Source organism: Streptomyces sp. NPDC052496, from assembly GCF_040679095.1.
Classification (GTDB): Bacteria; Actinomycetota; Actinomycetes; order Streptomycetales; family Streptomycetaceae; genus Streptomyces.
This window is the reverse complement of record NZ_JBFAUH010000021.1, coordinates 24,909-38,479: the sequence shown is the minus strand read 5'-3', so window position 1 is coordinate 38,479 and position 13,571 is coordinate 24,909. Positions and strand designations below refer to the sequence as shown.

Annotated in this window: 10 protein-coding genes; 4 read left to right on the top strand and 6 right to left on the bottom strand. The window is 73.5% G+C overall.

Annotation, left to right across the window (positions count from 1 at the left end):
- The first annotated feature begins 18 nt into the window (after nucleotides 1-18).
- On the top strand, nucleotides 19-1,125 hold the full coding sequence (locus AB0L45_RS26130) for a class 1 isoprenoid biosynthesis enzyme (RefSeq protein WP_365843951.1): 1,107 nt from the start codon (nucleotides 19-21) through the stop codon (nucleotides 1,123-1,125).
- Here the strand turns inward: AB0L45_RS26130 and AB0L45_RS26125 are convergent.
- The 4 genes from AB0L45_RS26125 to AB0L45_RS26110 form a co-directional block, all read right to left on the bottom strand.
- A complete protein-coding gene (locus AB0L45_RS26125; RefSeq protein ID WP_365843949.1) occupies nucleotides 1,113-3,017 on the bottom strand; it encodes an LCP family protein in 1,905 nt (634 codons plus the stop codon). The two genes, AB0L45_RS26130 and AB0L45_RS26125, sit on opposite strands and share 13 nt — an antisense overlap.
- A gap of 110 nt (nucleotides 3,018-3,127) precedes the next feature.
- A complete protein-coding gene (locus AB0L45_RS26120; RefSeq protein ID WP_365843947.1) occupies nucleotides 3,128-4,909 on the bottom strand; it encodes an LCP family protein in 1,782 nt (593 codons plus the stop codon).
- Between the two features lie 229 nt (nucleotides 4,910-5,138).
- Complete coding sequence (locus AB0L45_RS26115) at nucleotides 5,139-6,446, bottom strand: LCP family protein (protein WP_365843945.1); 1,308 nt, start codon at nucleotides 6,444-6,446, stop codon at nucleotides 5,139-5,141.
- A 256-nt stretch (nucleotides 6,447-6,702) separates the two neighbouring features.
- Nucleotides 6,703-7,455 (bottom strand): TIGR03089 family protein, encoded by a 753-nt coding sequence (locus AB0L45_RS26110; RefSeq protein ID WP_365843943.1) that lies wholly within the window; start codon nucleotides 7,453-7,455, stop codon nucleotides 6,703-6,705.
- 127 nt (nucleotides 7,456-7,582) lie between these two features.
- Between AB0L45_RS26110 and AB0L45_RS26105 the strand changes: the two genes are divergently transcribed.
- The 3 genes from AB0L45_RS26105 (at nucleotide 7,583) to AB0L45_RS26095 (ending at nucleotide 11,161) form a co-directional block, all read left to right on the top strand.
- Entirely contained in the window at nucleotides 7,583-9,016 is a 1,434-nt protein-coding gene (locus AB0L45_RS26105) for an N-acetylmuramoyl-L-alanine amidase (protein ID WP_365843941.1), read from the top strand.
- Between the two features lie 73 nt (nucleotides 9,017-9,089).
- The gene (locus tag AB0L45_RS26100) at nucleotides 9,090-10,172 is read left to right on the top strand and encodes an NDP-sugar synthase (RefSeq protein WP_365843939.1); all 1,083 of its coding nucleotides are present in this window, start codon (nucleotides 9,090-9,092) and stop codon (nucleotides 10,170-10,172) included.
- Between the two features lie 80 nt (nucleotides 10,173-10,252).
- Nucleotides 10,253-11,161: a DNA-3-methyladenine glycosylase 2 family protein gene (locus AB0L45_RS26095; protein ID WP_365843937.1), complete on the top strand. Its 909-nt coding sequence runs from the start codon at nucleotides 10,253-10,255 to the stop codon at nucleotides 11,159-11,161.
- A gap of 42 nt (nucleotides 11,162-11,203) precedes the next feature.
- Here the strand turns inward: AB0L45_RS26095 and AB0L45_RS26090 are convergent, their stop codons facing one another.
- Both AB0L45_RS26090 and cofD read right to left on the bottom strand, forming a co-directional pair.
- Nucleotides 11,204-12,586: a coenzyme F420-0:L-glutamate ligase gene (locus tag AB0L45_RS26090; protein ID WP_365843935.1), complete on the bottom strand. Its 1,383-nt coding sequence runs from the start codon at nucleotides 12,584-12,586 to the stop codon at nucleotides 11,204-11,206.
- Nucleotides 12,583-13,539, bottom strand: a complete 957-nt coding sequence (cofD, locus tag AB0L45_RS26085) for a 2-phospho-L-lactate transferase (RefSeq protein ID WP_365843933.1) — start codon at nucleotides 13,537-13,539, stop codon at nucleotides 12,583-12,585. Before cofD ends, AB0L45_RS26090 begins: the two co-directional genes overlap by 4 nt.
- Between the last annotated feature and the right edge of the window lie 32 nt (nucleotides 13,540-13,571).

The following is a 13,571-nucleotide window of genomic DNA, read 5'->3' as shown; positions in this document are numbered from 1 at the left end:
GACCGTACGGAGCCACGCTTGTCCCCTCACCCCCGGTCCGCCGCCGTGCGGCCGAGCCCCGAAGCCCGGCTCGCCGAGGTCTTCCCGCAGGTACGGCAGTACCTGGCCGGGCTCCTCGACGCCTACCGGCCCCGGTACGCGTATCTGCGGCCCGCGCTCGAACGGCTCGTCGCCCACGGCCGGCGGACGCCCCTCGAATGCGCGCTGCCGCTGCTGGTGCACGGCGCCGTCGAGGGCACCCTCGAACCGGCCGTCCCGGTGGCCGGGGTGCACACCCTGTGGTGGCGGGCCGCCAACACCTTCGACGACGTCTCGGACGGCGACGTGGGCCCCCAGCTGTACGGCGGCGCCCCGGCGGCCGTCATGACGGCCGCCCTGGAGTGCGGCTACGCCCTGCCGCTGCGCGCCCTGGCCGCGCTGCCGGTGTCCGGGCCGCTGCGCGAGCGGTTGGTCGCCGACTTCCTCGACGGCTGGACCGCCGCCTGCGACGGCCAGGTCGGTGACCTCCTCGGCACACCGACCGGGACCGGTCCCGAGGAGGTCCTGACGGTCTACCGGCACAAGAGCGGATCGGTCTACGGCATGGCCGCCACGATGGCGGCCCGCCTCGCGCTCGGCACGCCCGCCGCCGACGACCCGCAGGCCGCCGCCTGGGGCGAGTTCGGGCAGGCCGTCGGGCTGCTCGCGCAGTTCCGCAACGACGAGGACGACCTGCGCTCCGGGCACAGCGAGGACCTCGGCAACCGCACCGCCACCTACCTGCTGGTCCAGCTGCTGCACGCGGCCACCGGCGCGGCCAGGGACGAGGCCGTGGAACTCCTCGGCCGGGCCGCCGACTCGGCCGCCGACCGCCGCCGGCTGGCCGCCATGATGTTCGACCCGGACGTCCTCGCCCCGTACCAGCGCCTCCTCGCGGACGTCCACGAGCGCGCCCACACCCTGCTGGACACCCTCGCGCCCGCCTCGCCGTTCACCGCGGCCCTGCACCGGCGCGTCGACGACGAGGTGCGGACCACCGCGTACGCCGTCGCGCCACCGGGCCCGCCCGGCACGCACTGCACCCTGGCCCCGGGCCCGGCGGTGCCGCCCGGCCGCACCCAGGGGAGGGCGGGTCAGAAGGTGTAGGCCGGGTTCACCTTCATGCAGGCCTTCTTGTCCTCGCCGTTAAGGGCGTCGGCGCTGTCCGGCGCCTTTTCGGCCTCCTTCTTGCCGGCCGGCGGCTTCGGGAACGCCGTCCCCTTGCGCCAGTCGTTGCCGATCACCAGGCGCAGCTGCGTGGCCGCACTCGACTCCTTGACCGCGTCCTTGGACAGGCCGAGGGCCTTCGCGAGGGCGAGCGCGTCACCGCGGCCCTCCTTGGCGGGGTAGATGATCGTGGTGTCGGCCTGGGTGGTCAGGCGGGAGTCCTTCGAGGCGCCCGTGTAACCGAGGGACACCAGGTGGTTGTAGATCACGCTCGCCCGCCCGGAGACCGGCCCCTGGACCGTGCTGTTGGTGCCGTTCTGGACAATGATGTCCAGCTTGTCCTTGGGGGTGGTCGGCTGCGGGTCGGGCGCGGGCTTCTTCTTCTTGTCCTTGCCGTCCAGCGCGGTGTCGTTGCGCACGAGGGAGAAGGTCTGCTCGGCGTCGCCCGGCTTGGGGACGACGTACTCGCCGCCCGCCGCGTACTGCCACGGCATGGTGACCATCGTGATCCGCTCGGTCGGCACCCGCTGGAGGTCGCCGCCCAGGTCGTACAGCTTCTTGACGCTGCCCAGGCCCTCATCCACCGTCAGCGCCTTGGTGGCGGCCTCGGCCAGGTCGCGCAGCTTGATCGGGTCGGTGAGCTTGGTGCCCGCCTTCAGCTCGCGGACCATCGAGTTCATGTACATGTGCTGGGCCTTGGCCCGGCCGATGTCGGTGTTGTCCTCGAAGCCGTAGCGGGTGCGCAGCCACTGGAGCGCCTGGACGCCCTTGACCGAATGGGTGCCCGCGGTGAGCTTCAGGCCGCTGCCGTGGCCCTTCTTGTCGTGCGAGTAGACGTTCTTGTCCACACACACGGGGACACCGCCGATCGCGTCCGCCATGTCCACCACGCCGGCGAAGTCGACCATCATGAAGTGGTCGATGTAGATGCCGGTCAGCTCCTTCCAGGTGGCGACGGTGCAGCCGGGGCCGCCGTGCTGGAGCGAGGTGTTGATGGCCGCGGTGGTCTGCGGGTAGACCTTGCCGTCGTCCGGGTCCTTGCACTCGGGGATCGGCACGCGGGTGTCGCGCGGGATCGAGATGACCGACATGTTGCTGCGGTCGGCGGAGACGTGCAGCAGCATCTGTACGTCGGCCAGCGGCTTGCGGTCCGCGTCCTGGCGGGCGCCGCCCAGCTCGATGTTCTTCTCGCTGTTCCGGCCGTCCGAGCCGAGCAGCAGGATGTTCAGCGGCGTCTGTCCGAAGGCGTTCGGCTCGGGCTTCGCCAGGCCGCCGGAGCCCAGGTCCAGGGCGTCCTTGCGCAGGTTGCTGTTGAGGTGCTCGTAGTACCAGTAACCGGCCCCGGCCGTGCCGGCTATCAGCACGGCCAGGGTGATCGCGCTCCAGCGCAGTACGCGCCGGGTCTTGCTGCGCGGTGTGCCGGCACGGCGGGTTCCCTTGGCCTCGGGCTCGGAGCCGTCGGCGGGGGAGGAGCCGGGTTCCGCCGCTTCCTTGAGGGCGGTGGCGGTACCGGCGGCGGGCGTACCGGGGGAGGGCGGGCCCGCGACGCCGCCGGTGATCACGGGCGGCCCCGACACCCCTCCGGTGATCGCCGGAGGAACGGCCGCGCCGCCGCCCGCCGACGGCGTGCCGGTGATGCCAGGAGCGACCGGGGCGTCCGGAGCGTCCGGGGGAGGCGTGCCCCCCTGGTCCGCCGGTCGCGGAGCACCGGACTTCGGCGCCCCGTCCCGTCCGTTCCGTCCGTTTCCGTACAGGCTGTCGTCCCAGCCCAGATCCTTCGCGTCGGGCCGGCGCCGCTGTGGCCCGTCGCCGCGCGCACTGCTGTGCCGCATTGGGTTTCTCCCCCGTCAGTCGGCGCCGGTCACGGCGGCCGGGGCTCGCTTGGTCGGTCCGGCTGCCCCGTGGAGCCGCGGTCCGGCCGGGGAGCCCGGCCGGTGTCCGGCTACTTGGCGCAAATGTTCTTGTCGTCGGCGTTCACGTTCTGCACGCCGTCCGGCGTTTTCGTCGGCGCCTCGATCGACTTGCCCGGTCCCTCGAAGTCCTTGCCCAGGATCAGTTTCATCGGGACCTTGGGCCCCGCGTCCGCGGTGGTCTTCTTCAGCGCGCTCTTGGGCAGCCCCATCCATTCGGCCAGGGTGGCTGCCTGGTCGGCCTGGTTCGGTGCGTACTCCAGCCGGGTCGCGGCCAGCTTGGTCGGGGCGTTGCCGGCGTTCGTCGACAGCTTCGCGGCCTTGCTGTTCTGCAGCCAGTCCACCGTCTCCTGGGCGGCACCGATCGGTCCGCCGCCGTTGCTGACATCGACCCGGACCTTGTCGGCCGGCGCCTTGGGAACCTTCTTGTCGTCCGACGTGCCCTTGCCCTTCTTCTCCTTCGCCCTGGACAGCGAGTGGTCGGCACGGATCATCTGGAACAGCGGTCCGGCCTTCGCCTCGTCCAGTACGACGGTTGCGGGGTCCTTCGGGTTGTCCAGGACGGGCACTGTGGCGAAAGTGATGTTCTTGATGTCGACCCGGCTGAGGTCCTTGGCCAGGTCCACCAGCTTGCCCGCGCTGCCGATCCCGGTGTCCACGGTCAGCGCCTTGGTGGCGGCCTGGGCCAGGTCGTAGAGCTTGGGAACGCTGGTGAGGGTGTCGCCGGACTTCATCTTGCGGATCATCGAGCCGAGGAACTGCTGCTGGAGCTGGATGCGGCTCAGGTCGCTGCCGGTGCCGACGGAGTGCCGGGTACGGACGAAGGCCAGCGCCTGCTCACCCTTGACGATGCTCTTGCCCGCCGGGAGCTTCAGGTGGGACTTCGGGTCGTTGATCGGCTTGGCGGCACACACCTCGACCCCGTCGACCGCCTCCGACAGCTCCTTGACCGCGTTGAAGTCGGCCATCATGAAGTGATCTATGGACAGGCCGGTCATCTTCTCGACGGTGCGCCAGGTGCAGCCGGGGTCGCGGTCCTCCTGGCCGAGGCTCGTGTTGAAGCGGACGTTGCGCTCACCCGGGATCGTCCGGGTCCTGCCGTCCTTCTTCGTCGGGCAGTCCGGGATGTCGGTGATCATGTCGCGGGGGATGCTCAGGGCCGTCGCGTTGGAGCGGTCCTCGGAGATGTGCATCAGCAGCGTGGTGTCGGCGTGGCCCACGCTGCCCGCGTCGCCGTAGCCCTGGTTGCCCTTGCCGGAGCGGGCGTCCGTCCCGATGATCAGGATGTTGACCGGGCCGTCCTTGACCGCCGGGTTCTCCTTGCCGACGTCGACCTTGGAGATGTTCCCGTTCAGCTGCTGGTACAGGAAGAACGCGCCGCCGCAGCCCGCCACGAGGACGAAGCCGAGCGCGCCGGACGTCCAGTAGAGCGCCTTCTTCTTCGTGGACTTCTTCGGTTTGGGCTTGCGGCGGCTGGGGGCGCTGCCGCCGGGCGGCGCGGAACGGCTGCCCGCGCGCCGGTCGCGCTGGGCCGGCAGTTCACGGGTGTCGCCGCTGTCCTTGCCGGGCCGGCCGCTGCCGCTTCCAGAACCGTTTTGTCCCGTGGGGCCGCCGGGCGCGGGAGCACCCCGGCCGCCCTCCGGCCGTGGCGAGCCACTGCCGCGTCGGGGCCCCGGAGCCCTGCGGTCGGCGGGCTGCGCCGCCGGGGCGTCGCCAGGGTCCAGCCGCAACTCGTAGGTGCCGGTGTTCGGGTCGAACACCCACTGGTCTGCGGGATCGATGTCGTCCCCTCGCCCACGGCCTTGCGCGTCCACGGTGCCTTGTGTCCTCCGTCGGTGCCACGCGGCGCCTCCCCCTCAAGGCGCTCGGTCGGTCGGTTGTGCAATGCGCGGTCAGCCTGGTCGTGCGGACCGGATCGCTCACACTATCCGCCCAGTTCAGCGTCGAGCGACGCCCGTGACACATTCCACTCCCCTACAACTGGGCAATTCACCCCATCTTTTCGAAAGATATCGAGCGGTTGAGCGTACCTTTGCGGAGTTCTCAGCGGCAGATCCCGCGTTCCGCGGTGGTTCCCCGGAAGGTGGGGGTCGCGGACGGAACGGCGGAACCGGCCGCCGCGCCCTTGTGCGGTCCGGCCGCCGCGCCCCGCGCCCGCTCCGGCCCGGCGGACGCCCCGGGGGCCGGGGAAGGGGACGCGGAAAGGGGCCGTACGGTCACCGGGCGGTCCCTGCCCAGCTGGCGGAAGAGCTGCTCGGCGTCCGGCTGGACGAGTTCGTCGCGGTCGGTGTCGTAGCGGTACTCCTGACGCGGAACGGTCAGGAACTGCACCTTGTCGGTCGGAATGCTGCGCATACCGCGAACCCATTCGTACAGGCCCCGCAGCGACGCCAGGTCCTCGTCGGTGGTCAGGGAGCTCGTCGCGGCGTCCAGCAGCGGATAGAGCCGGCCGGGGTGCAGCAGTACGCCGTTGCTCTGGACCTTGTTCACCAGCGCCGCCAGGAACTGCTGCTGGCGCTCCATGCGCTGGGTGTCGCTGCCGTCGCCCAGGCTCTTGCGCGCCCGGACGTAGCCGAGCGCGTCCTCCCCGCGCAGCGTCTGCCACCCGGCCGGCAGCCGCAGATGTGCCTCGTCGTCCTTGACGGGCCGTTCCAGGCACACGTCCACACCGTCCACCGCGTCCACCATTTTCTTGAATCCGGCGAAATCCACGATCATGTGGTGGTCGATGCGAATGCCGGTCATCTTCTCGACCGTCCGGATCGTGCACGCCGCGCCGGCGAACTCGAACGCCCAGTTGAACTGGGTGAATTGCGGCGCCGATTGCTTTCCGTCGGAACGCTTGCAACCGGGAATGTGCGCCATCAGATCGCGCGGGATGCTGACCGCCGTCGCGCTCCTGCGGTCGGCCGCCGCGTGCAGCAGGATCGTGGTGTCCGAACGCTGGGTGCCGCTGTCCGGCCCGTACTTGCCGTGGTTCTCGCCGGAGCGCCGGTCGGAGCCGATCAGCAGCACGTTCTCCGCGCCGCCGGGCTGCGACCTGGGCCGCTCGGCCTCGTACTTCTCCAGCTCGTTGCGGGTGTCGTGGTCGGTACGGATGTTGCCGTCCAGCTTGTTGTAGAGCAGCCAGCCGGCTCCGGCCGCGGCCAGCATCAGCCCTGAGAGCCCGAGGGCGGTCCAGCGCACCCACCGCCGCCCGGGCCGTGGCCCGGTGGCCGTCGCGCCGCTCTCCGCCGAGAGGTTCAGCGGCGGGGCCGCGAGCGGGGGCGTGCGCGCGCCCTTCTCACCGGCGGGGGCCTGCGGGCCGCGCGGTTCCGGCCGGCCGGACGGGTGCTCCGGGCTGTCGCTCACGTGTGCGTCCCCATCCCTCCGGAGTCGGCGTCCCGCCCGCGCGGGAGCCGCCGTCCGGCGGGCGGACGTGCGGTCCGCGGGGGCGTCCGTACCCCAAGATCATGACCCGCCCGGGACGTACCGGCCCCTCACGGCGGGCCGGGCGTCCGCCGGACGGGGGACAGAGGCGGGGGACAGGGACGGGAACAGAGGCAGGGATGGGGGACGGGTACGGGGGACGGGGCGGCACCCCGTCCCCCGTACCCGTCCCCCGGCCTCACACCGCCCGGTGCGTGACCCGCTCGCTCTCCTCGCGCTTGGCCAGGCCGTCCGCGTCCAGCCGGTCCAGGTTGCGGCACAGGACGACCGAGCCGCCCGCGGCCAGCGGGGCGAGCAGCCCGGCGGACAGGCCCGCCCAGCCGTCGTACGGCAGTCCGGACAGCAGCCGGGAGCCGTCGGCCAGCCCGCGCTCCGCGGCGTCGGCCAGCGCCGCCGTCACCACCTCGGCACCGGTCAGCTCCCGGCCGTCCACGGCGAGCGCCGGGTCCTGCGGCGCGACCGGCGCGTACGGCGCGAACCGGTCGCCCTGGCTCGGCACCTCGACCGCGTAGTCCGCGAAGCCCTCCGGCGGGTGCGGGAAGCGGCCGCCCAGCGGGCGCAGCGCCAGCGCCACCCGCTCGCCCGTGCAGGCGCGGGCTTCCTCCAGGGTGTCCGGGCCGCTCACGACGAGGTCGGCGGCCGCCGGGTCGCCGCCGACGTCCGCGACGACACCGACCGAGGAGCAGGCCAGCAGCCAGACCGCGGTCTGCCAGTGGGCGGGCAGCAGCAGCGCCAGGCGGTCGCCGGGCTCGGCGGCGAGGTCGCCCTGGAGGTAGTTCGCGGTCTTCGCCACCCAATTGGCGAAGGTGGCGACGGACAGTTCCACGCGCTCGCCGGTGGCGTCGTCGTAGAAGGTCACCAGCGGGCGGGCCGGGTCCGCGGCGAGCGCGGAACGCAGCAGGTCGGCGGGGGTGCGATCGGTGGTGTTCATCGGCGTCAGGGTACGCGCGGCAGCGGGCGCCGGTCAGCCGGACGGCGGGCGGGTACGGGGCGGCCGGGCCGACGCGCCGTCAGTTTCATGAATGGCATGTTATGTCCCATTCGTTCACGCTTTCTCCATGCGTGCCATTCTTGCTACCTCGATCGCCGTGACGTGCGCCGCCACCCTCGCCCTCCCGCTCGCCCTGCCCGCCGGAGCGACCACCGCCCGCCCGGCCGGCACCTCCGCCACCGGAACGTCCCACGCGCCGTCCGCCGGACGGCCCGCTCCCGCCGCACGGGCCGGAGCCGCACCGGCCGTACCCGCCGGCATCCCCGGCAGCACCCGCTCCCTGCCCCTGCACCCCCTGCGCACCTCGGACCGGAGCGCGGCACCCGGCGCCCAGGGCCGGGCCGCCCGGGGCGTCTCCCCGTTCTCGATGGTCGGCGTCGTCTGGGACGACCCCGCTGCAGAACTGCACGGCCGCGTCCAGGTCCGTACCCGGCCCGTCGGCGGCTCCGGCTGGTCCGGCTGGCAGGACATCCAGGCGCACGACGACGACGCGCCCGACCCGCGCTCCGCCGGGCGCCGGACCGGCTCCGTACGCGGCAGCACCGCGCCCCTGTGGGTCGGCGCCTCCGACGCCGTGGACCTGCGCGTCGTCCCGGAGCACGACGGCGGCGGCCAGGCGGCCGCCCGCCGGACGCTGCCCGCCGGGATGCACCTGGAACTCGTCGACCCCGGCAAGGACTCGCCCCAGGTACGGGCGGCGCGCACCGGGCGGCCCTCCGACCAGGGCCGCCCGAACCCGCCCCGCAACGGCGGCACCGTCGGCTCCACCCTCGACGCCCTGCTCGGCATCTTCCGCATCCCGGCCCTGGGCCGGCCCGCCGCCCCCGGCGACGAGTACGACGACGAGCCCACCCCGCGCCCCACCGCCACCTCCCGCCCCACCACCCCCCGTTCCCACATCGGCCCGCGCCCGGCCATCGTCACCCGGGCCGGCTGGGGCGCCGACGAGAAGCTGCGCGAGCGGACGTTCGCGTACACCAGAACCGTCCGGGCGGCCTTCGTCCACCACAGCGCCACCGGCAACAACTACAGCTGCCGGCAGGCCCCCGCGGTACTGCGCGGCATCTACCGCTTCCACGTCAAGAGCAGCGGCTGGCGCGACATGGGCTACAACTTCCTCATCGACAAGTGCGGCACCGTCTACGAAGGCCGGGCGGGCGGCGTGGCCAAACCGGTCATGGGCGCGCACACCCGCGGTTTCAACCAGAACAGCATGGGCATTGCTGTCCTCGGGACGTTCGAGAATGCAAATCCGTCCGGCGCGGCCGTGTCCGCGGTGGCGAAGCTGACAGCATGGAAGCTCGGCCTGTACGGAGTCGACCCGCGCGCCACCACGACCCTGGTGTCCGCCGGGGGGAACCGCTTCAAGAAGGGCACCCGGGCCAGGCTGCGCACCATCTCGGGCCACCGGGACGGCTTCAACACCGAGTGCCCCGGCGACCGCCTGTACGCACAGCTCGGCACCGCGCGCAGTTCCGCGGCTCGCCTCCAGGGCCGCTGAAAGTCCGTTCGAAAGTATCTGCCTACACTGGTCCGCCGACCGGCCGACCCCAGCAGGAAGCAGAGAAGACAAGGTGACTGAAGCGATCCTCCTGGTCGGCGGCAAGGGCACCCGGCTGCGCCCGCTGACGGTGCACACGCCCAAACCGATGGTTCCGGCCGCGGGCGCCCCCTTCCTCACCCACCAGCTGGCGCGGGCCCGCGCCGCGGGTGTGGAGCACATCGTGCTGGCCACGTCCTACCTCGCCGAGGTCTTCGAGCCGTACTTCGGCGACGGGTCCGCGCTCGGCCTGCACCTGGAGTACGTCACCGAGGAGGAGCCGCTGGGCACCGGCGGCGCCATCCGCAACGTCGCCTCCCGCCTGCACTCGGCCCCCGGCGACCCGGTCCTGATCTTCAACGGTGACATCCTCACCGGCCTGGACATCCGGGCCCTGGTGGACACCCACCGCACCAGCGGCGCCGACGTCTCGCTGCACCTGACCAAGGTCGCCGACCCGCGCGCGTTCGGCCTGGTGCCCACCGACGCCGACGGCCGGGTCACCGCCTTCCTGGAGAAGCCGCAGACGCCCGAGGAGATCGTCACCGACCAGATCAACGCGGGCGCCTACGTCTTCGACCGCTCCGTCATCGACACCATCCCCGCCGGCCGTCCGGTCTCCGTCGAACGCGAGACCTTCCCCGGCCTGCTGGAGAGCGGCGCCCACCTCCAGGGCATGGTCGACTCCACCTACTGGCTGGACCTCGGCACCCCGCAGGCCTTCGTGCGCGGCTCCGCCGACCTGGTGCTGGGCCGCGCTCCGTCCCCGGCCGTGCCGGGCCGCTGCGGCGACCGCCTGGTCATGGACACCGCCGAGGTCGCACCGGACGCCAAGATCACCGGCGGTTCGGCCGTCGGCCCCCGGGCCCGGATCGGCGCGGGCGCGCGCATCGACGGCACCGCCGTCCTGGAGGGCGCCGTCGTCGAGCCGGGCGCCCGCGTGCGCGACTCGCTGATCGGCGCCGGGGCGCGCATCGGGGCGCGTACGGTCCTGGAAGGCGCGGTCATCGGTGACGGCGCGCACGTCGGCGCCGACAACGAGCTGCGTGAGGGCATACGGGTGTGGTGCGGGGCCCGCATACCGGAAGCCTCGGTCCGCTTCTCGTCGGACCAGTAGCCACCGGCCCCCGCACGCGCACGAGCAGCCTGCCGCCCGCGCCACACCGGCGCACCACCGTCATCGCTTACCCTGGCCGGATGCCCGCCCCCCTCCGCCGCGCCTGGGTACCGCCCGGCCCGTACGACCTGCACCGCACCCTCGGTGTGCTCGGCCGCGGCCCCGGCGACCCGGCGTTCCGGGTGGTGGACGGCGCGGTCTGGCGGGCCAGCCGCACGCCGCTGGGACCGGCCACCCTGTGCGTACGGGCCCGGGCCGGTGAGGTCGAGGCCGAGGCCTGGGGGCCCGGCGCCGAGTGGCTGCTGGACGGGCTGCCCGCCCTGCTGGGGGAAGGGGACGACCCCGCCGCCTTCACCCCGCGGCACCGCCTCGTCCACGAGGCGCACCGCCGCCACCCCGGCGTCCGGCTCGCCCGTACCGGCCTGGTCCTGGAGTCGCTGATCCCCTCCATCCTGGAGCAGAAGGTCACCGCCGACGAGGCGTACCGCGCCTGGCGCCTGCTGCTCCAGCGGCACGGCGAGCCCGCGCCCGGCCCGTTCGACCGGCTGCGCGTGATGCCCGACCCGCGCGGCTGGGCACTGATCCCGTCCTGGGAGTGGCACCGCGCGGGCGTCGACCACAAACGTTCGGCCACGATCCTGCGCGCCGTACGCGTCGCCCGCCGCCTGGAGGAGGCCGCGGCCATGGACCTGCCGGCCGCCCTGCACCGGCTCCAGCTGGTCCAGGGCATCGGCCCGTGGACGGCCGCCGAGGCGCTCCAGCGCTCCAACGGCGCGCCCGACGCGATCACCGTCGGCGACCTGCACCTGCCGCGCATCGTCGGCTACGCGCTGACCGGCCGGCGCGACGGCACGGACGAGCAGATGCTCGACCTGCTCGCCCCCTACGAGGGCCAGCGGCACCGCGCCACCCGCTTCATCCTGCTGTCGGGCCGCACCCTGCCACGCCGCGCGCCGCGCTTCCCCGTCGGGGACATCGCCCGGCTGTAGGAGCCCGTGCCATGCCCCCGGCGGGGCGCCCGCCCCAGGTGCTCAGCGCACCATCACGAAGTCGTCCCCGGCGCGCGCCGGCCGTGGCCGGGGCGGTGCCGCGGGGCGGCCCACGGCCACCGCGCCCATCGGATCCCACTCCGCCGGCAGGTCCAGCACCTCCCGTACGACGTCGCGGCAGAACATCGTCGAGGAGACCCACGCCGACCCCAGCCGCTCCCCGGCCAGCGCGACCAGGAAGTTCTGGATGCCCGCGCCGTTGGCGACGACGAACATCTCCCGCTCGGCGGCGTTGCGCCGCGCGTCCGGGTAGGTGTGCGAGCCGTCCATGACCAGGCACGGCACGACCAGGTACGGCGCGTTGCGCAGCACGTCGCCCCGGCGCACCCGCTTGGCGACCGACTCCTCGCTGAAGCCGTCCCGGCGCAGGTCGGCGATCCACGCGTCCCGCATCGCGTCCAGCAGCTCCGTACGGGAGCGCTCGGACTCCAGCAGGACGAACCGCCAGGGCGTGGTGTGGTGCGGCGCGGGCGCGGTGACCGCGGCGGCGACCGCGCGCCGTACCGCGCCCGGGTCCACCGGGTCGTCGGTGAACTCGCGGACCGTGCGCCGCAGGGTCACCGCTTCCCGTACGGCCTCCGAGGTGCCCAGCCGGAACATGTCGTTCTCGGCCGTGCGCACCAGGTCCCGGGCGCCCGCGTCGGCCGCCTCGCCGTCCGCGTCCGGGCCGTCGCCGCGCACCACGTGCGGCAGCCCGCGGACCACCGCCACCGGCAGCCCGGCCGCCTTGCCCTTCACCAGGTCGCCCGCCGCGGCCAGTTCGTCGGCGGTGGCGACGATCGTCGCGCTCAGCGGGTTGCCGTACGCGTCCACGCCGCCGCGCAGGTCGTCCAGGACCCGCACCCCGGCCGCGCCGATCGCGACATCGGTCAGCCCGCTGCGCCACGGCCGCCCGAAGGTGTCGCTGACGACGACGCCGACGCGTACGCCCAGCGCCTCGCGCAGCCCGTCGCGGATGGCGCGCGCCGAGGCGTCCGGGTCCTCGGGCAGCAACAGCACGGTGCCGGCCGGGGTGTTGGACGCGTCGACGCCCGCCGCCGCCATGACCAGGCCCTGCCGGTTCTGCACGATGCGCAGCGTGCCGCGGCGCGCGACGACCCGTACCGTCTCCTGGTCGATGGCCGCCTCGCGGTCGGTGGCCTCCATGATCCGGCCCTCGGCCTTGCTGACGATCTTCGAGGTCACCAGCAGTACGTCGCCGTCGGCGAGGCCGGGCAGCCCGTCGGCGGTCGCCGCCGCCGCGATGATCTTGGCGAGGTCGTCGCCGTCCCGCACCTCGGGGATGCCGGGCAGCGCCCACACCCGGTACGCGGGGGCCGGCCCGGGAGTGCTCGCGGCGGCCGGTGCGGCCCCGGGGACGCTCACGCGCGGACCTCCTCGGCCAGCGCCAGCGCCTCGCGGGCCATCGTGGCGGTCGCGTCCAGGTCCGTCATCATCAGCGGTACGGCCTTGCAGCGGATGCCCGCCTCCTCGACCCCGGCGACCGCGCCCGCGTCCACCGTGTCCACGAGCCAGCCGTCCAGCAGTCCGGAGCCGTAGTGCCGGGCCACCGCGCCGGCCGTCGACTCGACGCCGACCGCCGAGAGCACCTTGTCCGCCATGCCGCGCACCGGCGCGTCCCCGACGATCGGCGACAGCCCGACCACCGGCACCCCGGCGTCCGCGATCGCCTCGCGGATGCCCGGCACCGCCAGGATCGTGCCGACGCTCACCACCGGGTTGGACGGCGGGAAGAGCACCACATCGGCCCGGGCGATGGCGTCCAGCACGCCCGGCGCGGGCTTGGCCTGCTCGGCGCCGACCGGCACCACCGCGTGCGCGTCCACCGAGGCGCGCAGCCGTACCCAGTACTCCTGGAAGTGGACGGCCTTGCGCTCTCCGTCGACGTCCACGGCGACATGGGTCTCGACCCGGTCGTCGGACATCGGCAGCAGCCGCACACCCGGCTTCCACCGGGCGCACAGCGCCTCGGTGACCGCGCTGAGCGGATAGCCGGCGGTGAGCATCTGCGTACGGACGATGTGGGTGGCGAAGTCGCGGTCGCCGAGCCCGAACCACTCGGGTCCGACCCCGTACGCCGCCAACTCCTCCTTCACCCGGAAGGTTTCGTCGGTACGGCCCCAGCCCTGCTCCTCGTTGATGCCGCCGCCGAGCGTGTACATCACGGTGTCGAGGTCCGGGCAGACCTTCAGCCCGAACAGATGGATGTCGTCACCGGTGTTGCCGATGACCGTGATGTCGGCGTCCGGCGCCGCTGCTTTCAGACCCCGCAGGAAGCGGGCGCCGCCGATGCCGCCGGCGAGAACCACAATGCGCATGGTCCCAGCATGTCAGGGGGCGGCCGTCCGGT

Excerpts from the sequence above, each read along its gene's own strand:
- AB0L45_RS26110 (WP_365843943.1), bottom strand. The coding sequence starts at position 7,455 with ATGAACACCACCGATCGCACCCCCGCCGACCTGCTGCGTTCCGCGCTC.
- AB0L45_RS26105 (WP_365843941.1), top strand. The coding sequence starts at position 7,583 with ATGCGTGCCATTCTTGCTACCTCGATCGCCGTGACGTGCGCCGCCACC.
- AB0L45_RS26125 (WP_365843949.1), bottom strand. The coding sequence starts at position 3,017 with ATGCGGCACAGCAGTGCGCGCGGCGACGGGCCACAGCGGCGCCGGCCC.
- AB0L45_RS26095 (WP_365843937.1), top strand. The coding sequence starts at position 10,253 with ATGCCCGCCCCCCTCCGCCGCGCCTGGGTACCGCCCGGCCCGTACGAC.
- cofD (WP_365843933.1), bottom strand. The coding sequence starts at position 13,539 with ATGCGCATTGTGGTTCTCGCCGGCGGCATCGGCGGCGCCCGCTTCCTG.